General features: G+C 63.4%; 15 protein-coding genes and 3 pseudogenes. 7 read left to right on the top strand and 11 right to left on the bottom strand.

The genetic code is table 11. The features are described 5' to 3' along the window. Positions 1-66: 66 nt before the first annotated feature. Positions 67-1794: a methanol/ethanol family PQQ-dependent dehydrogenase gene (locus PTE30175_RS06825; protein WP_150696298.1), complete on the top strand. Its 1728-nt coding sequence runs from the start codon at positions 67-69 to the stop codon at positions 1792-1794. Positions 1795-1879: 85 nt separating this feature from the next. Then, positions 1880-2320, top strand: coding sequence for a c-type cytochrome (locus tag PTE30175_RS06820; protein WP_150696297.1), 441 nt, complete (start codon positions 1880-1882; stop codon positions 2318-2320). Between the two features lie 121 nt (positions 2321-2441). Here PTE30175_RS06820 and pqqE read toward each other — a convergent pair whose 3' ends face one another. The 5 genes from pqqE to pqqA all read right to left on the bottom strand — a co-directional run bounded on the left by pqqE (position 2442) and on the right by pqqA (position 5658). Beyond that, complete coding sequence (gene pqqE / locus PTE30175_RS06815; RefSeq protein ID WP_150696296.1) at positions 2442-3608, bottom strand: pyrroloquinoline quinone biosynthesis protein PqqE; 1167 nt, start codon at positions 3606-3608, stop codon at positions 2442-2444. Continuing rightward, a complete protein-coding gene (pqqD, locus tag PTE30175_RS06810; protein ID WP_150696295.1) occupies positions 3608-3865 on the bottom strand; it encodes a pyrroloquinoline quinone biosynthesis peptide chaperone PqqD in 258 nt (85 codons plus the stop codon). Before pqqD ends, pqqE begins: the two co-directional genes overlap by 1 nt. Next, on the bottom strand, positions 3862-4581 hold the full coding sequence (gene pqqC / locus PTE30175_RS06805; protein WP_191628876.1) for a pyrroloquinoline-quinone synthase PqqC: 720 nt from the start codon (positions 4579-4581) through the stop codon (positions 3862-3864). The genes pqqD and pqqC overlap by 4 nt, the downstream gene beginning before the upstream one ends. A 14-nt stretch (positions 4582-4595) precedes the next feature. Next, positions 4596-5516 carry a pyrroloquinoline quinone biosynthesis protein PqqB gene (gene pqqB / locus PTE30175_RS06800; RefSeq protein ID WP_150696293.1) on the bottom strand — a complete coding sequence of 307 codons (921 nt, stop codon included), beginning with the start codon at positions 5514-5516 and terminating at the stop codon, positions 4596-4598. 67 nt (positions 5517-5583) lie between these two features. Beyond that, positions 5584-5658, bottom strand: coding sequence for a pyrroloquinoline quinone precursor peptide PqqA (gene pqqA / locus PTE30175_RS06795; RefSeq protein ID WP_006410019.1), 75 nt, complete (start codon positions 5656-5658; stop codon positions 5584-5586). A gap of 97 nt (positions 5659-5755) precedes the next feature. Between pqqA and PTE30175_RS06790 the strand changes: the two genes are divergently transcribed. Beyond that, positions 5756-6742: an alpha/beta fold hydrolase gene (locus PTE30175_RS06790; protein WP_224788628.1), complete on the top strand. Its 987-nt coding sequence runs from the start codon at positions 5756-5758 to the stop codon at positions 6740-6742. Here the strand turns inward: PTE30175_RS06790 and PTE30175_RS06785 are convergent. Next, a complete protein-coding gene (locus PTE30175_RS06785; protein ID WP_420819611.1) occupies positions 6694-8709 on the bottom strand; it encodes a sigma-54-dependent Fis family transcriptional regulator in 2016 nt (671 codons plus the stop codon). The two genes, PTE30175_RS06790 and PTE30175_RS06785, sit on opposite strands and share 49 nt — an antisense overlap. A gap of 427 nt (positions 8710-9136) precedes the next feature. Here PTE30175_RS06785 and adh point away from each other — a divergent pair, with 427 nt between their 5' ends. Further along, on the top strand, positions 9137-10657 hold the full coding sequence (gene adh / locus PTE30175_RS06780; protein ID WP_150696291.1) for an aldehyde dehydrogenase: 1521 nt from the start codon (positions 9137-9139) through the stop codon (positions 10655-10657). 84 nt (positions 10658-10741) lie between these two features. Beyond that, complete coding sequence (locus PTE30175_RS06775) at positions 10742-11131, top strand: DUF779 domain-containing protein (RefSeq protein WP_150696290.1); 390 nt, start codon at positions 10742-10744, stop codon at positions 11129-11131. A gap of 70 nt (positions 11132-11201) precedes the next feature. Here the strand turns inward: PTE30175_RS06775 and PTE30175_RS06770 are convergent. The 5 genes and pseudogenes from PTE30175_RS06770 to PTE30175_RS06750 all read right to left on the bottom strand — a co-directional run. Beyond that, positions 11202-11312, bottom strand: a pseudogene (locus tag PTE30175_RS06770) (PIN domain-containing protein); the annotation flags it as partial. Further along, entirely contained in the window at positions 11309-11776 is a 468-nt protein-coding gene (locus tag PTE30175_RS06765; protein WP_150696289.1) for a helix-turn-helix domain-containing protein, read from the bottom strand. The gene PTE30175_RS06765 and the pseudogene PTE30175_RS06770, both read right to left, overlap by 4 nt. Before the next feature lie 85 nt (positions 11777-11861). Next, a pseudogene (locus PTE30175_RS06760) lies at positions 11862-12182 on the bottom strand (hypothetical protein); the annotation flags it as partial. A gap of 168 nt (positions 12183-12350) precedes the next feature. Then, a complete protein-coding gene (locus tag PTE30175_RS06755) occupies positions 12351-13142 on the bottom strand; it encodes a hypothetical protein (RefSeq protein WP_150696287.1) in 792 nt (263 codons plus the stop codon). A gap of 11 nt (positions 13143-13153) precedes the next feature. Continuing rightward, the gene (locus PTE30175_RS06750) at positions 13154-13993 is read right to left on the bottom strand and encodes a hypothetical protein (protein ID WP_150696286.1); all 840 of its coding nucleotides are present in this window, start codon (positions 13991-13993) and stop codon (positions 13154-13156) included. Positions 13994-14489: 496 nt separating this feature from the next. Between PTE30175_RS06750 and istA the strand changes: the two genes are divergently transcribed. Further along, positions 14490-16013 (top strand): IS21 family transposase, encoded by a 1524-nt coding sequence (gene istA, locus PTE30175_RS06745; protein ID WP_150696285.1) that lies wholly within the window; start codon positions 14490-14492, stop codon positions 16011-16013. Between the two features lie 12 nt (positions 16014-16025). Next, positions 16026-16793: pseudogene (gene istB, locus PTE30175_RS06740) on the top strand (IS21-like element helper ATPase IstB). Positions 16794-17327 lie beyond the last annotated feature (534 nt).

Genomic DNA, 17327 nt, shown 5'->3' with positions numbered 1-17327 from the left:
TGAGATTTGCCTAGTTGAGCCCAAGCACGGAAACCCGTGCCATTCGATGAAAACCAGGAGACATTCATGAAACAAATTCGAAGTCGGTCTACCGTCTCGACGCTGATACTGAGCGGCATCCTGCTCGGCGGCGGCATGTCCGGCGTCGCGACTGCGGCGCAACGCGATTATCCGCCGGTCACCTACGAGCGCTTGACCGCCGCCCAGGACGATCCGGGCTGGCTGACCTATTACCGCTCATACGGCGGCCAGAGTCATTCGCCGCTCAAACAGATCAATACCGACACGGTCAAGCAGCTCGCCGAGGTCTGGCACTACAAGTTTCCCGCCGAACTGCAGCAGGGTTTCGAAGCGACGCCGATCGTCAACGGCAACTATATGTTCGTGACGACCCCCAAGGACCGCGTCTACGCCTTCGACGTGAAAACCGGCAAGGCGCTCTGGAACTTCGACCCGAAGCTCGACGCGGTGTCATTCAAGACCGCCTGTTGCGACGTGATCAACCGCGGGGTAGCGCTGTATGGCAAGAGCGCCTACGTGGCCATGCTTGACGGCCAAGTGGTCGCGCTCGATGCGAAGACCGGCAAGATCCAGTGGCGCAAGCGAATGTTCGAGCCGGGCATGGGCAATGCCTTCTCGTCGGCGCCGCTGGCCTTGAAGGATGCGCTCGTGGTGGGCAGCGCGGGCGGCGAGTTTGGCGGACGCGGCTTCATCGCGGCATTGAGCCCGGCCGACGGCAAGCAGTTGTGGAAACGCTGGACCGTGCCGGCGCCGACGGAAAAGGGCGGCGATACCTGGCCAGACGGAATGTACAAACACGCGGGGGCGCCGGCGTGGCTGACCGGCACGTTCGACGTCAAGACCAACACGCTGTTCTGGGGCGTGGGTAATCCCGGTCCGTGGCTGGCCGACGCGCGGCCGGGCAAGAACCTGTACTCGGATTCGCTGCTCGCGCTCGATCCGCGCAACGGCGATCTCAAGTGGCACTACCAATACACCACGAATGACACCTGGGACTATGACGGCGTCAATACGGCGGTGGTGGCTAACGTCAAGTACGAGGGCAAGGATTACGAAGCCGTCATTCACGCCGATCGCAATGGCTACTTCATCGCAATCGAGCGCAACACCGGCAAGCTGATCTACGCCAAGCCGTTCGTCAAGGCGACCTCGGTCACCGGTTACGACGCCGATGGCGCACCGATCCAGGACGCCAGCAAGTACCCGAAGACCGGCACGACGATTCAAACGTGCCCGAGTTTCCTGGGGGGCAAGAACTGGTGGTCGATGTCCTACGACCCGCAGACGCGTCTGGCCTTCGTGCCGGCGCTGCATGCCTGCATGAGCTTGTCCGGCAAGACGGTCAGCTACATGCAGGGCCTGCCGTATCTCGGCGAAGGTTTCGAGATCCAGCCTGAGCCCGGCAGCCAGGGCTTTGGCGAACTGCAGGCCATCAACGTCGACACCGGCGAGAAGGTGTGGAGCCACTGGAGCAAGTTGCCATGGAACGGCGGCGTCGCCAGCACGGCCGGCGGCCTGGCGTTCAGCGGCTCGCTCGACGGACACCTCTACGCCTTTGACCAGAAGACCGGCAAGGTGTTGTGGGAAAGCCCGCAGCTGGCAAGCGGCGTGATCGCCCAGCCGTCGGTGTTCGAGGTAGACGGTAAGGAATACGTAGCTATTCTGGCGGGCTACGGCGGCGCCAACCCGATCTGGGGCGGCCCGATGGCCAAGGCTGCGGAGAACGTGCCGCGCGGCGGCACCCTGTACGTGTTCGCGTTGCCGCAAAACTGACAAGAACGACGTCGTCACGGGGGCTGCCGTCCGGCGGCCCCCTGAACGCCGCACCACCGAGACTTTGAAACGGGAAGTGATAGCCATGAAGACATCTCTTTTGCATCGGGCAGCGTGCCTGCTCGTCTGCGCGTTGACGGCAGGCGCCGCCGGCACCGCGAATTCCGCCGGCGCCAAGGGCGCGGGGCCCGCCTTCAACAAGGAGCAGGCACTGCACGGGCAGACCCTCTACACGGAAAACTGCGCCAAGTGCCACGGCGACAAGTTGCAGGGCATGAACGCGCCTGCGCTGCAGGGGGCGGCATTCGCGCCGCCACACAATACGTCGCTGACCGTTGGCGGCATATTTACCTATATGCGAACGAACATGCCGGCTGACCGGCCCGGCCAGATGAAGCCCGAGGAATACGCCGACGTGATGGCCTTCCTGTTGCTCAAGAATGGGTACAAGCCATCGCAGGCGGCGCTGACGGCAGACAAAGCGCAGAACGACACGTCCTTTGCGATGTCGCGTCCTGTCCGGTAGTTGCCGACGCAAAACAAAAATCGCAAGAATCGACCCTGTGGTGTGCGGTTTGCCGATCCCTTGACCGTGGGATCGGCTTTTTTGTGCCGGCTGTCAAACGTTCGCGCCGCGCAGTGGACGCCTATTCGCCGCTGGCGCCCGAGTCAGATTCGCGAGGATGCAGTCGCACCGAGTTTGCGTCGCTGCGGAACAGCAACGGTGCCGACTCGCGGCGCAGCAGCGGGGCGAAGCGTACCGCTTGCGTCACGACCTCGTGCCGAGGTGATTTGTCGCACACGGGATCGGCCGCGCGCGCATCGCCAGTCAGCTGCAAGGCCTGGCAACGGCAGCCGCCGTGATCGTGCGCGCGTTCGTCGCAACTGCGACAAGGCTCCTTCATCCAGTCCTCGCCGCGAAACGCGTTGAAGGCGTCGCTGCGATACCAGATGTCGGCCAGCGACGTCGACTTCACGTTGGGAAACGACAGGTCCGGAATGATGCGGGCCGCGTGACAGGGCAGGGCCGTGCCGTCGGGCGCGACGGCGAGGAACACATTGCCCCAGCCGCTCATGCACGGTTTCGGCCGCCGTTCGAAATAATCCGGCACGACAAACAGAATGCGGCAGCGCTCGCCGATGCGCGCCCGGTAGTCGTCTACGATCGCTTCCGCCTCGCGCAATTGTGCCGCGTCGGGCATCAAATGCGCACGATTGAGCAGGGCCCAGCCGTAATACTGCGTGTTGGCCAGTTCGAGATATTCGGCTCCCATCTCGAGCGCCATCTCGATGATCTGCGCCACGTGGGGCAGGTTGTGACGGTGCAGGACGCAATTGAGCACCATCGGATAGTCATGGGCCTTGATCAGGCGCGCGACCTTTTTCTTCACGTCGAAGGTCCGGGTGCTGCTGAGGAAATCGTTGAGTTCGCGCGTCGCGTCCTGGAACGACAACTGGATGTGGTCGAGCCCGGCGCGCTTGAGCGCGCCGAGGCGCGCATCGGTGAGCCCGACGCCGGACGTGATCAGGTTGGTATAGAAGCCGAGCCGCCGCGCTTCGCCGACCAGTGTTTCGAGATCGTCGCGCAGCAGGGGTTCGCCGCCCGACAGGCCGAGCTGCGCCGCGCCGAGCGCGCGCGCCTGGCGCAGTACCTCGAGCCATTGCCCGGTGTCGAGTTCGTCGCGATAACGCGTGTGATCGGTCGGGTTATAGCAGAACGGGCAATGCAGCGGACAGCGGTAGGTCAGTTCCGCGAGCAGCCATAGCGGCCGCGCAGCCTCGCGTGGGGTGGCCTCGACGGGAAGATCGTCCATCAGCACACCCAGCCGCGCTTCGCGGCATGGTTGATGAAGGTTCGCACGTCTTCGTCCACGCAGTGCCCGCCGAACAGCACGCGCAATTCGTCGATGATCTGCGCGCACGAGTGCAGCCCGTCGCAGCGCGTCAGGATCTGGGCGGCGCTGTCGTTCAGGCGCACCATGCCTTCCGGGTAGAGCAACACATAGCGCTGCTGTGCCTCCTCCCATTGCAGGCGAAAGCGGCGGTCGAGGCGAGGCGTGTCGAGACTCATATCGGATTTCCTTCGGGGACGGCGCGCTCGATCGCGTCGAGCATGCTCCACAGGATGTCGAGCTTGAATTGCAGGATGTCGAGCGCGCGCTGCTGCTGCGCCGCCGTCGTGAAGTGATCGAGCGTGACTTGCAGGCCGTGCTCGACATCGCGTTGCGCCAGCGGCACGCGCGAGCGGAAGTACGCCAGGCCGTCGGCCCCTATCCACGGATAGAAGCGGGGCCAGCCGGCGAGGCGGTCCAGATGGATCTGCGGTGCGAACATTTCGGTCAGCGACGAGCAGACCGCTTCCTGCCACGGCGCCCGTCGCGCGAAATTGACATACGCATCGACCGCGAAGCGCACGCCCGGCACGAGCAATTCCTGTGACCACAGCGTCTCGCGGTCGAGCCCGGCCGCTTCGCCCAAGCGGGCCCACGCTTCGATGCCGCCTTCGTTGTCCTGCCAGCCGTCGTGATCGAGCAGGCGAAGCATCCACCGGCGGCGCACTTCGCGATCGGGACAGTTCGACAGGATCGCGGCGTCCTTCTGCGGAATGCTGATCTGATAATAAAAGCGGTTGGCGATCCAGCAGCGAACCTGCTCGCGCGTGCAGCGGCCGCTATTGAGGCGCACGTTGAACGGATGATGGATGTGATACCGGGCGCCCTTGGCGCGCAAGCGCGCCTCGAATTCGGCGCGGCTCCACGGCCTGGCCTCGTGCGTCGTGTCTTTCATGTCGATGGCATGCGTCATAGCGTGAAATGCATTCCGTCGTGAGCGACTTCGATGCCGCGGCGCGCCAGTTCGGCGCGCTCGGGACCGTCCTCGCGCAGGATGGGATTGGTGTTGTTGATGTGGATCAGTACCTTGCGCGCGCCGAACGACGGCAGCGCATCGAGTTCGGCGATCATGCCGTGCGAGCCGCTTTGCGCGAGGTGTCCCATGTCGGCGGCCCGCTTGCGCGACAGGCCGAGCCGCTGCATTTCGTCGTCGCGCCAGAAGGTGCCGTCGACGAGCAGCAAATCTGCCGCCTGCATCGCCTCGCGCACGCGTGCATCGACGCGGCCCAGGCCCGGTGCGTAGAAGCACTGGCGCGCCGTGCGTTCGTTGCGGATCAACAAGCCGATGTTGTCGCCCGCCACGGGGGCTTGCCGGTGCGGCGAATAAGGCGGGGCGGCGCTGTCCAGCGGTATCGCTGTGAAGCGCGTGTGATCGAGGCCGTCGATGCGAAACGACGACCCGTCAATCGGGATCGGGTGATGCGTTACGCCGCAATAGTGCGCGAGCATCGGCCCCACGGGAAAGCCGGTGCACAGATCCTGCCAGACCGGCTCGGTGGCGTGTACGGGCAAGGGTGTATCGCGTTCGCGCAACAGCAGCAGGCCGGCGCAATGGTCGATCTGCGCGTCGATGAGCACGACGCAGGCGATGCCGCTGTCGCGCGGCGCGCGCGCCCCACGCAGTTCCGGCGCGCCGCGCACTTGCTGCAGGATGTCGGGCGAGGCGTTGACGAGTACCCAGTCGGTGCCGTTCTCGCTCACGGCGATCGACGATTGCGTGCGCGCCGACACGGCAGGGTCGCCCTCGCGCACGGCCCGGCAGTTGGCGCAATGACAGTTCCACTGCGGCAGGCCGCCGCCGGCCGAGGAACCCAGGACCAAAATGTGCATGAGCGTGGCTGGCCGCGCGGCGCAACTTGCCGGCGCGGCCAATTTCCCCTTGGTTAATGATTGGTAATTAACGATTGGCGATGTACATCGTGATCTCGAACCCGAAACGAAGATCCGTGTACGCCGGCGTGGTCCACTGCATGATGTTCCTCCTGTGAATGTCTCTTGGCATGAAATGTGTTTCACTTGCGACTGACGGTCCTGCTGAACCGTCAGTCACATTTGATCGAGCAAAATCCATGCCGAACGCTTTCGCTTCTCACCGGATCGTGCGCACGCCCGACGGACATCGCCTGTTCGTGCGTACCCTGGGTTCGCCGGACGGCGTGCCCGTCCTCGTGCTGCATGGCGGCCCGGGCAGCGGCGCTTCGCCCGCGCTGGCGCAAGGGTTCGACCTGGAGCGCGTGCGGCTGGTACTGCCCGACCAGCGCGGTGCCGGGCGCTCGCGTCCCCGCGGGAGCACGCGGCGCAATGGACTGCCGCAATTGGTGGCGGACCTGGAGCGTATTCGCGCCGCGTTGGGCGCGGCGCCGTGGATGGTGGTCGGCGGCTCGTGGGGCGCCGCGCTTGCGCTGGCCTACGCGGCGTATTGCCCGCACGCCGTGCGAGCGCTCGTGCTGCGCGGAACGTTCACGGCAACGCGCTCGGCGTTGCGGCAATTTTTCTCGCCGCGCCGCCGCGTGAAGAGCCGATCCGTGCCGACGACGTGTGTCTTCGGCGATATATCGGTGTCACGGGTGTTGCATCGTTGGACAAGGGTGTTCCGATCTGGAACACCGGGGGCAACAGTGCCGCGGCTGCGCGCCTGGCAGGCGCGCGAACGTGCGCTGCTCGGGCTGCCGCCGGTGCCGGCCCGCGCCGTGCACCGGCTTGCGCCGCTGCGGCACAAGTACCGCATCCAGACCCATTTGCTGGCCCGATACGGCGGCTTCGGTCCGCGTGGCGTGAAGGCGTTGCTGCCGCGTCTGCGGCGCTGGCAAGGGCCTGCCATCGCCGTGCACGGACGCGCTGACCGGGTCTGCCCGCCGGCCGGGCTGCGCCGGCTACAGGCGGACTGGCCGGCGCTGTCGGTCAGGTGGGTGGCGGCGGGCCATCGCGCGGACGAGCCCGCGATGCGCGAGGCGCTGCGCGGCGCCATCGAGGCTGCGATCGCAGCCGGCGCGGTGCAGGGCGCGTGTCACTCGTCGCTTTTGGCTTGTGGCGAGAGCAACGGCATCTTGCGATAGATGGTATTGCGCGACACTCCCAGCGCGCGTGCGGCGGCCGAGACGTTGCCCTGATGTTGCCGCAGCGCGGCGGCAATCGCCGACACCGCGACGTCCTCGAGGCGCGTGCCGCACTCTGGCGACGTCGGCGATGTCAGCGGTATCGGCGGCGGCACAGCGCAGGGGGCCGCGCAGGGCGTATCCGCCGGCGCGTCGAAAAACTCCTCGGGCACGTGCTCCGAGCGGATCACGCCGTCTTCGTCGACCATCGCGGCGGCGGTGCGCAGCACGTTGCTCAGCTGGCGGAAATTGCCGGGCCAGCGGTAGCGTCGAAACAGCGCCATCACCGCGGGATCGACACTCAGGTTCCCTTCGGTGGCGAGATCGTCATGCAGGATCTTGCCGATGACGATCTCCAGGTCGGTGCGCTCGCGCAGCGGCGGCAGCTTGACCACGAGGCCGTTGAGCCTGTAGTAGAGGTCTTCGCGGAAGGCGCTGGCGGCGATCATTTCGCGCAAGTTGCGGTTGGTTGCGCAGATGATGGCGACGTTGACCGGAATCGAGCGAGTACTGCCCAACGGCGTGACCACGCGCTCCTGCAGCACGCGCAGCAGGCGCGCCTGCAGCGAATACGGCATGTCGCCGATCTCGTCGAGGAACAGCGTGCCACCGTTGGCTTGCAGCACCATGCCGGCACTGCCCTTCTTGCGGGCGCCCGAGAACGCACCGTCCTCGTAGCCGAACAATTCGGACTCGATCAGGGTTTCCGGTATCGAGGCGCAATTCAGCGCCACGAACGGCCCTTGGGCGCGCGCCGAGTCATTGTGGATTGCGCGGGCGAGCAGTTCCTTGCCGGTACCCGTCTCGCCGGTGATCATGATCGAGATGTCCTTGCCGATCACCTTGCGCAGTTTCTCAACGACCGCCGCAATCTGCGGATCGCCGGTATCCAGGTAACGCAGGCAGGACAGGCGCGCGCGCATCGCGGCGGCGTTGGTGCCGTCCTCACGCGAGGGCGTCGCGGCCGGGGACGCCGCCGGCTCGCGCACGACCGACGCCGGCACGGACAGGCCGCTGTGCGAGAACTCCGCCTTGCCGTACACCCGCACGCCGTTGTTCAGGCATAGCGACAGCAGCCCCGGCTGGGCCGTGCGGTAATGGTCGAACACGGCAGAGGGCGTCATGCCGAACAGTGACGAGAAGGTATGCGCGGCCAGTCCGGCGGCGCTCAGGCCGAGCTGGAACTGGGCGCTCCGGTTGGCCGACAGGAAGCGACCGTCGCGCGAGAACGCCGCGATCCCTTCCATCAGCGTGCCGAGAAACTCGGGGCGGCCGTGGAAGTGCAGCAGCAGGGCATCCGGGAAGGCGTTGGCGAACAGGTGATTCTCGATCATCTGCGCCGACATGCGCACCAGCGCCATGGTGTGGCGATGATAGCTGCGATGGTCTCCGGTCACATCGAGCACACCGGCCAGCCTGCCGTGCGGATCGAGGATCGGCACGCTCGAGCAGGTCAGGAAGTGATTGGCGCGCAGGAAATGCTGGTCGCCATGGACCGTGACGGGCCCCAGCTCGGCGATGGCCGCGCCGATCGCGTTGGTGCCCTGATAGCGCTCGCTCCAGTTCGCACCCGGGCGCAATGCGACCTTCTCCGCGCGGCCGAGAAAGTCATCGTCGCCGAGCGACTTGAGTATCAGCCCTCGCGCGTCGGTCAGCACGACCATGCTTTGCGTATTGACGATCTGTTCGTACAGCGCCTCGATCACCGGCACGGCGTGGTTGCACAGTACCCGGCTCTGCTCGATCTGTCGTCGAAGCTCCGGCTGGCCGAGCAGATCGTAGTCCGGTTTCATGGTCTCGGACAGACCGAAGGACAGGGAACGCTCGTGTGACTTGTCGATCATGAGCATCTCGCTCGAAGGGGGCAACACGCCGGAGGAAGCAAGATTTGCTCCATCCATCGAGCAAGATGTGACAGTTTGGGACATGCCAGTCTCTCCAGGATCCTGGTGGGTCGAAGACCTCTTGTTTTTTTAAAGAACGACGGACGGGGGAAGGCGCCGCGCCGTATGTAGCATCGCTGCAGATGCTGACGATAACCTTACTGGCTTCGCGGTCTCATGGTTAACGTGATGCTATCGGCGCATGGCGCGGCTGTACCGCGCCGTTGTGCCGAAATGTCACACCTGTTCCACACGGGGACAGCCGGCCTGCCGCGCCAGGCACGCCGGCGGCGCTTTCATGGCGCCAAACGCCGAAGCGCCCCGCCGTTTCCCGACATTCCCCGCGCTCGGCAACCGTGGCATGCAATTTGCGTAGCGGTGTGGGCGTTCGATGCCGGGCCCCGGCATCGGCTGGATACGCGAGAGTCGCGATCCTCATCGCCATGCAAGCATCCATGTCTTGGGAGACACCATGAATCACGCGGAAATGCAGTTCCTCGATATCGACTTTCCCTATCGGAGGGAATATGGCAACTTCATCGACGGCGCCTGGGTCAAGCCGGTTGCCGGGGACTATTTCGACAACCTGTCACCGATCACCGGCGCGCCCTTCTGCGCGGTCCCGCGTTCGAACGAGGCGGACATCAACCTCGCGCTCGACGCGGCCCACCGGGCCAAGGCGGGCTGGGCGCGCACCTCGTCGACTGAGCGCGCGAATGTGCTTATCCGCATCGCCGAGCGCATGGAGGCGAACCTGATGCGGCTGGCGGTGGCCGAATCGATCGACAACGGCAAGCCGTTGCGCGAAACCATGGCGGCCGACATTCCGCTCGCGATCGATCACTTCCGCTACTTCGCCGGTTGCGTGCGCGCTCAGGAGGGCGGCGTCAGCGAGATCGACCACGATACGGTGGCCTACCATTTTCACGAGCCGCTCGGCGTGGTCGGGCAGATCATTCCGTGGAACTTCCCGATACTGATGGCGGCCTGGAAGCTGGCGCCGGCGCTGGCGGCCGGCAATTGCGTGGTGCTCAAGCCGGCCGAGCAGACGCCGGCATCGATTCTGGTGCTGCTCGAACTGATCGGCGACCTGCTGCCGCCGGGCGTGCTCAACGTCGTCAACGGCTTTGGCCTGGAGGCCGGCAAGCCGCTCGCGACGAGCTCGCGCATCGCCAAGATCGCCTTCACCGGCGAAACCACGACCGGCCGGCTGATCATGCAATATGCCAGCCAGAACATCATTCCTGTAACGCTCGAGCTTGGCGGCAAGAGCCCCAACATTTTCTTCGCCGACGTGCTCGATCGCGATGACGGTTACTTCGACAAAGCGCTCGAAGGCTTCGCGATGTTCGCGCTCAACCAGGGCGAAGTGTGCACATGCCCTTCGCGCGTGCTCATCCAGGAATCGATCTACGAGCGTTTCATGGAGCGCGCCCTCGCGCGTGTTGCGGCGATTCGCCAGGGACATCCGCTCGATCGCGGCACCATGATCGGCGCGCAGGCTTCGCGCGAGCAGCTTGAAAAAATCCTCTCCTACATCGACCTCGGCCGGCAGGAGGGTGCGCAGTGCCTGATCGGTGGCGAGCGCAACGAGCTCGACGGCGAATTGCGGGATGGGTACTACATCAAGCCGACCGTGTTCGTCGGGCACAACAAGATGCGCATTTTCCAGGAAGAGATTTTCGGGCCGGTGGTTTCGGTAACGACCTTCAAGACCGAGGAAGAGGCGCTCGAGATCGCCAACGATACGCTCTATGGGCTCGGCGCAGGCCTGTGGACGCGCGACGGCGCACGCGCCTATCGCGTCGGCCGCGAGATCCAGGCGGGCCGCGTGTGGACCAACTGCTATCACGCCTATCCGGCTCATGCGGCCTTCGGCGGCTACAAGCAGTCGGGCATCGGGCGCGAGAATCACAAGATGATGCTCGATCACTATCAGCAAACGAAGAATCTGCTGGTGAGCTATAGCCAGAAACCGTTGGGCTTCTTCTGACCCGAGGGTGAAAGCGCGATGCGGCTGGCAGCTTGGCCGCATCGCGTATCTTTCGCGTGGCATTGGCACTGGAAAGGAGTTGCGATGGCCGAATCTTCAGTCGCACGCGTGAGCGCGACGCCTGCGGCGCTCGCCTTGATCGCGCGCTTGCGGGAGCAACACGGCGACGTCATGTTTCACCAGTCCGGCGGCTGCTGCGACGGCAGCGCGCCGATGTGCTATTTGCGCGGCGAGTTCATCGTTGGGGCGTCGGACGTGTGGCTCGGCGAAATCGGCGGCATGCCGTTCTACATGAGCGACGCGCAATTCGCCTACTGGGAGCACACGCACCTGATCATCGACGTGGTTCCCGGCACCGGCGGCATGTTTTCGCTCGAACGGCCGACCGGCCTGCGCTTTCTCACGCGCTCGCACCTGTATGCCGACGAGGAGGCCGCATGGCTTGCGGCGCATCCGCCGCAGCGAGCCGGGTGAGGCGTCCGAATCGCTGATGGGGCGGCAATACGGGCGCCAGTACGGCGGGGGCGAATGCCCCCGTTACTACCCATCGCGCCCTGAACCGCCCCGACAGGCCTAGCCACATAAGGAAGTCCCATAGAGGCGCGGGATAGAGCACGCAGGCGTCGTAGATTGCGGTGAACGGAGAGCTCCTCATTCGTAGCCCATTCCAAGCTCTTGGGCTTGCTGGGCCAGCGCCTCCATTGCCTGTTCACTTGTGTGATCACGTTCTGCTTTGAAGCGCATCAAGTCAGCGAATCGCACGCGCCGATGCTTGCCGGTCTTGTGATAAGGCGATGCATTGGCTTCCAGCAGCTTGACCAGATGCGGACGTGAAACATTGAGAAGATCAGCGGCCTCTTGAGTGGTTAGCTCCGCATGAACCGGAACCACCTTGACCGCGTTGCCGTCAGCTAGCTCGGCGAGGATGTCGACCAACAGGCGCAGTGCAGATGTTGGAAGCTCCACTTGGTGGGCTTGGTTCTTGTCATCGAAGATCTGGATGCTCTGTGTCCCAAACTTGGTCGCAAGATAGGCCGCCAAGGCCCGCTGACCTTGGACGGCCGCTTGCACCTCGCGCTCGACAGGCAAGGTCATTTCGGACATCGCGATATGGGTCATGGCTTACTCCAAGGCTGGAACTGCTAGGGAGCAGCCATTTCTATTCGAAACAAACGAAAAACGCAACAAACGAAACGTACATCGACTAACGCATGCCTTCAGGCGATGAGACGGAAGCCTGCTGCCGCTTCACGGAAGTCACGAAATCGTTGGTATAGGTTCGCGACAAATCAAGCGGTCGTCGCTTGATTGCCGGATCGAATGTCGCCAACACCTTCAAAACGGTTTCCGGGCCATCGGCGGGCATCTTGCCGTCGGCGGTAAACATTTGACGGGACGCCGCCAGTGCTTTGATGTAAAGCGCCTTGTTGCCGGCGTAATAGTCGACCGGCATCTGTGCGGCGATCTCTTCGGCGCTGTGTGTGCGGATGTAGTCACGCGATCTCACGAACGCCGGCGTGAGCTTTTCCACTGTGGGACGGACCGGATTTCTGGGTTAGCCGCACGATGGCGCTGTGCCGGGCATTCTCGCGAGTATATGCCGTACAAATAAGCAGAAATTGTTGCTCGCGCCCTGACGTCTTTACTTCGCGGCTCGTTGGGAGGCGCTCTCCGGCATTGGGCTGGAGAACTCCTAAGCGCCGCGAATTTGTCCGTGCGCGGTCACGTTTAGATAGCCCTTTTGCGGCAGCGGATGGCGGCGGCCGGCTGCGTCAACGAAGGAGGTTTTTGTCTTCCCGTGAGGAGTGACGTCGAAATGGAAGCCGTCGGGTAAGCGATATGAATATCGCCAATCGCCGGGAAAATCCGGGGTGCCGTGTCGCGGCCCATCGTCATCCCAAATCCAAGAGTTGTCGTCGAGCCACGGAGTGTTCCTATAGTTGTCAATCCTGCGACGATGTTCGCGGACGAAACGTTGGATGAGATCAGCCGCCGCCGACAGGTGCCCTTGATTGTTGTAGCTTTCAGATAGGCGCCAAATGTCGACTAACTCACGTTTTGCCAGAAATATTTCTGGAAGGACAAGCGGGGAGGCGGAGTCGCCGGGTTTGACATGGTCAGCCCAGAAGGTCTCTTCCGTCGTCGCGGTGGATAGTGCCTCGATAAGTGGAGCGAATTCGCCTCGTCCCGTCTCGCCGACGACCTTGGAGTCAAGCCACCGAAAGCGGAAATGCCTGCGAATTTGGTCCTCGATTTGCTGCCGTTGCCGATCTGAAGACACGGCAAAGATGTGTGCGCCCCCGTGCGATTCCGCCCGTCGGCACAAGCCGTCCACCTGTTTCGCAAGGATGGTCGACTCGCTGCGTTTTTCGCTGGGAAAAAGCTCCCAAGACCAGCTGTTGAACTGGTCTTGGCCCTGTTTCAGCGCTTTTTTGATGTGCGCAGACAGGCTTTGCTGGTACCCAGCCAGAATGAACACGCCCATTGGCGGCCCTCCTAGCCTTTGGCCAACAGTCGAAGAACAATGTCGAGAGGGATGTGAATTCTCGCCAGATCTTCCTGCGTGAGCTGTGCGGCAATCTCGGCCAAGCCCGACTTGCCTTCAACGCTAACCGGGGCAGACGGAACGGTCAATGGGAGCGAGCGCGGCTCCGAGAGTTGAACCCAGTCGGGTTGCCAGGGGATGGCTTTGTCAGTGGCCCAGGTCCGCAGCGACGAATTTAGCGCGCCTAGTCGGAACGTGTGCCAATGCTTGATCAGACCGAAATTGTGAATCGCTTGGCTGAAACCTTGGAGGGGCGAGTTTTGGGCGAGGGCCCCGAGCAGGGCTTCTTTTGCCGTCTCTGCCGCATCGACCTCTTCGGCGAATCGCTTTCTCACAGCCAGTTCGTTTTCAAGCGATGACTCTGGCAGCGCAATTGCTTCAGCGGGCACTGGCTCGCCGGCCTTAACCCAGAGCACAGAGTTGTTGCTCGGAACGTAATGCGGCTTCCCCGTTTCTGCCATGGGGAGCTTCGTCAGCGCCTTGAACAAGTCTTCGCGTATGCGGGAATTCGGCGCCGGCGCGTGCGAGCTGGAAACCGTGATGAGGTCGGGGCGATCGACCGGCGCCACAAGAATGTCGCTTCCCGGCTGCCTGTGGAGCAGGACTTGGGAGGGGAACGATTCAACGAACGCTGAAAACCGCTTTACGCCGGGCGGCGGAAACTCGAGTCCGCGGGACGAAGCGATCTTGGCGACGGCGGCTCGAAGCTTGGCGCCCGGAACGGCGGTCTTCGTCCTCTCGATTTCGCTAGCGAGCGCTTCTTGTAATATTTCCAGCCAAGGGTTAGCCATGAGCCAAATTGAAATGAAAAAAGGGCACACAAAGGCGCCCTCTTTTCGGAGAAAGTATCACGCACGCGAACAACTAGCCTGTATAACAAGTCCGAAGACTTGTAAACAAGTGGAAGCGACGAGGATGTTAGGGCCACCGTGGAGGAACCGCTAAGCCGCGCCGCGCCAGTTGGCGATCCTTCCGGATTAGCACAGAAATAGCCTGGCTGATGCGGAATCGCTGCCTTTATACCATGTCAGGCAGCTTATCGCAAGGGTGTTCCCGTCCACACAGCCCAACTTTCTGCCGGCATTCGCCCAAGAATATGGCTCGCATTACGACGAGGCTGCGTATTTCGGACGAACGTGACCGGCCGTTTCGGGATGGTGACCGACGATTTCGGCAACGTGACCGGTCAATTCGGCAACGTGACCGAGCGGACCGGAAGGCAGGATTGGCGTTGCGCATGTTCATCAACCACGCGGGCTATGCTTGCCGGCTTTTGCCGGAGACAGCATGCCCGCGCACCGGATGAACATGCGGATGATCAAGGACGTTTTACAACTTAAATTCGACGGCGGTTTCTCGCACGATCGGATCGCCGCGTCGCTGGGCATTTCCAAGGGCGTGGTCACGAAGTACGTCGGACTGGCCGGCGCCGCCGGGCTGGACTGGGCGAGCGCCTGCGACGTGGACGAAGGCGAGCTCGAGCGACGGCTACTCGGCAAGCCCACGGGGCCAGCAGCGTACGCCCAGCCCGACTACGGGCGCATCCATCAGGAGCTGCGCCGCAAGGGCGTGACGCTCACGTTGCTGTGGGAGGAATACCAGGCCGAGTTTGCGGACCGGCAGACCTACCGCTATACGCAGTTCTGCGAGCACTACAAGGCGTTCACGAAACGTCTGAAGCGCTCGATGCGTCAGATCCACCGCGCCGGCGAGAAGCTGTTTGTCGGCTTTGCCGGCCCCACGTTGCCGCTGACCACCGGACGCCGCGCGCACATCTTCGTGGCCGCCATGGGCGCATCGAGCTATACGTTCGCGTGCGCGACGCCGGCCGAAACGATGGAGGACTGGCTGGGCGGCATTGCACGCGCGCTGACCTTCTATGGCGGCGTACCGCAGCTGATCGTGCCGGACAACCCGCGCGCGATGATCGCCGATCCCGACCGTTACGAACCTCGCGCAGGCGACACCGTGCTGGACTTCGCGCGTCATTACGGCACCTCATTCCTGCCTGCACGGGTGTATCGCCCACAGGACAAACCGAAGGTAGAAGTTGCGGTCCAGGTGGTCGAGCGCTGGATCATGGCGCGGCTGCGCCATCACCGGTTTGCGTCGGTGCAGTCGGTCGATGACGCGATCCGGCCGCTGCTGAAGAACCTGAACGAGCGCCCGTTCCAGAAGTTGCCGGGATGCCGCGCCAGCGCATTCGCCCAGCTGGACGCGCCGGCACTGCAGCCGCTGCCCATTCAACCCTATGAACTCGCGCGCTTCAAGACGGTGACGGCTCACATCGACTATCACGTCGAGATCAACAAACACCGTTACAGCGTGCCGCACGCGCTGGTCGGCCTTAAGCTCGATGCGCGCATCACGGCGGGCGCTGTCGAACTGTTGCATCGGGGCCGCCGCGTTGCCAGCCATGCCCGCAATGACCGCGCGGGCGGCTACGCCACGGTCGTCGAGCACATGCCCGCGGCATACCGCGCCCATCTCGAATGGACGCCACAGCGGCTGATTCACTGGGGGCAGCAGATCGGCGCGGCAACCCGCGCGCTCGTCACACGACTGCTGCAGGAGCAACGCCACCCGGAACACGGCTATCGGGCGTGCCTCGGATTGCTCTCGCTCTCCCGTCGCTATGGTCGCGAACGTCTCGAAGCGGCCTGTGCGCTGGCGCTGGAACTGGGCGTGCACCGTTACCGCCATGTGCGCGACATCCTGATCAACAACCGTGACCGTGCTGCGGCGGCAACGCCTGCCGACTGGATCAGTCCGAGCCACGCGCATGTACGCGGCCCCAGCTACTACCAATAAAGAAGACCCGCCATGATGATGCAACAAACACTGACGCAGCTGCGCGCGCTGAAGCTGGAAGGCTTCGCTGACGGCCTGGAAGAACAATTGACGTAGCCCGGCGCGGCCGGCCTGAGCTTCGAGGAACGCCTGTCCCTGCTGGTCGACAGGGAAGCCAACTGGCGTGATGATCGGCGCCGGACCCGACTGCTCAAGCAGGCGCGCCTCAAGTATCCGCAGGCCGCCATCGAGGACCTCGACACCCGCTCTGGTCGAGGCGTGGACCCGCGCTCGCTCACGAGCCTGGCTCTCGGTGACTGGGTCGAAGCTGGCTACAGCTTGCTCATCAGCGGCCCAACCGGCGCGGGCAAATCATGGCTCGCCTGCGCCCTGGCGCAGTACGCCTGCCGGCGCGGGCACTCCGCGTTGTACTTGCGCGTGCCGCGACTCGGCGAGGAGTTGCGCGTGCTGCACGGCAACGGCGGCTTCACCAAATGGTTGCTGCAGATCGCTCGCGTCGACGTCCTGCTACTGGACGATTGGGGAATGGCTCCCCTAGATGCGATGGTTCGCAACGATCTGCTCGAGATGATTGACGACCGCTCCGCGGGCAAGGCCACGATCGTGACCAGCCAGTTGCCGATCGAGCACTGGCATGGCTGGATTGGCGACGAGACCATCGCCGATGCAATGCTTGACCGTCTCATGCAGCGCAATCACCGGATCACGCTCACCGGCGAATCGCTCAGAAAGGCGTCTCCCAAACCCAACATCCTGGAGACCGAACTCGACCAAAACTGAATCGAAACCCTACAATCGATACCGCGCAACGCCAAACCCGCCGAATCGGTCACGTTCCCGAAATCGGCGGTCACGTTCGCCGAAATACGCAGTAAATGGACGGTCTGTGCCGATCGCAACCGGCCGACGGCCACCTCCGCCCCGGCGGTTGCACGACGGAAAACGACTGCTATTGAGCGCTCCCCGGAGGTGACTTCGAGACAATCATCATCGTCAATTTGCGATTCTGGCAACGGGAACAGCAGCTGACACATAACTTATTGATAAAATTACCATTTTCCTGAATTAGAGACCTGCGAGAGGTCTCGACTATGGCCTTGTTCGGCCCGGTTAGCAAGTTTGCCCGACTAGCGAGTTGCCACTGAGTGCCGCCCATTGCTATTTGCTTTTGGGTCGACAAAAAATCCGTTCACCTGACGAAACGGTTGCCAAGCGATGCCAGCCTGTCCTAAGTTATAGTCTCTATGGGCCGGCATGATCAATTCGGGTGTAGGGTCAGGGGCAACCCCGGCGCCGAAAGCTCTCGAAGTCGTT

This window comes from Pandoraea terrae, assembly GCF_902459695.1.
In the GTDB taxonomy this organism is placed as follows: Bacteria; Pseudomonadota; Gammaproteobacteria; order Burkholderiales; family Burkholderiaceae; genus Pandoraea; species Pandoraea terrae.
The sequence above is the reverse complement of the archived record's forward strand: the minus strand, read 5'-3'. Positions and strand labels throughout refer to the sequence as shown.

Bases quoted from the DNA above. Each gene is read 5' to 3' on its own strand.
- pqqB (WP_150696293.1), bottom strand. From the start codon at position 5,516: ATGCACATTTTGGTCCTGGGTTCCTCGGCCGGCGGCGGCCTGCCGCAG.
- adh (WP_150696291.1), top strand. From the start codon at position 9,137: ATGAATCACGCGGAAATGCAGTTCCTCGATATCGACTTTCCCTATCGG.
- PTE30175_RS06785 (WP_420819611.1), bottom strand. From the start codon at position 8,709: ATGTCCCAAACTGTCACATCTTGCTCGATGGATGGAGCAAATCTTGCT.
- PTE30175_RS06775 (WP_150696290.1), top strand. From the start codon at position 10,742: ATGGCCGAATCTTCAGTCGCACGCGTGAGCGCGACGCCTGCGGCGCTC.
- pqqE (WP_150696296.1), bottom strand. From the start codon at position 3,608: ATGGACGATCTTCCCGTCGAGGCCACCCCACGCGAGGCTGCGCGGCCG.
- PTE30175_RS06820 (WP_150696297.1), top strand. From the start codon at position 1,880: ATGAAGACATCTCTTTTGCATCGGGCAGCGTGCCTGCTCGTCTGCGCG.
- PTE30175_RS06755 (WP_150696287.1), bottom strand. From the start codon at position 13,142: ATGGGCGTGTTCATTCTGGCTGGGTACCAGCAAAGCCTGTCTGCGCAC.
- pqqC (WP_191628876.1), bottom strand. From the start codon at position 4,581: ATGAAAGACACGACGCACGAGGCCAGGCCGTGGAGCCGCGCCGAATTC.
- pqqD (WP_150696295.1), bottom strand. From the start codon at position 3,865: ATGAGTCTCGACACGCCTCGCCTCGACCGCCGCTTTCGCCTGCAATGG.
- istA (WP_150696285.1), top strand. From the start codon at position 14,490: ATGCCCGCGCACCGGATGAACATGCGGATGATCAAGGACGTTTTACAA.
- PTE30175_RS06825 (WP_150696298.1), top strand. From the start codon at position 67: ATGAAACAAATTCGAAGTCGGTCTACCGTCTCGACGCTGATACTGAGC.
- PTE30175_RS06765 (WP_150696289.1), bottom strand. From the start codon at position 11,776: ATGACCCATATCGCGATGTCCGAAATGACCTTGCCTGTCGAGCGCGAG.
- PTE30175_RS06750 (WP_150696286.1), bottom strand. From the start codon at position 13,993: ATGGCTAACCCTTGGCTGGAAATATTACAAGAAGCGCTCGCTAGCGAA.
- PTE30175_RS06790 (WP_224788628.1), top strand. From the start codon at position 5,756: ATGCCGAACGCTTTCGCTTCTCACCGGATCGTGCGCACGCCCGACGGA.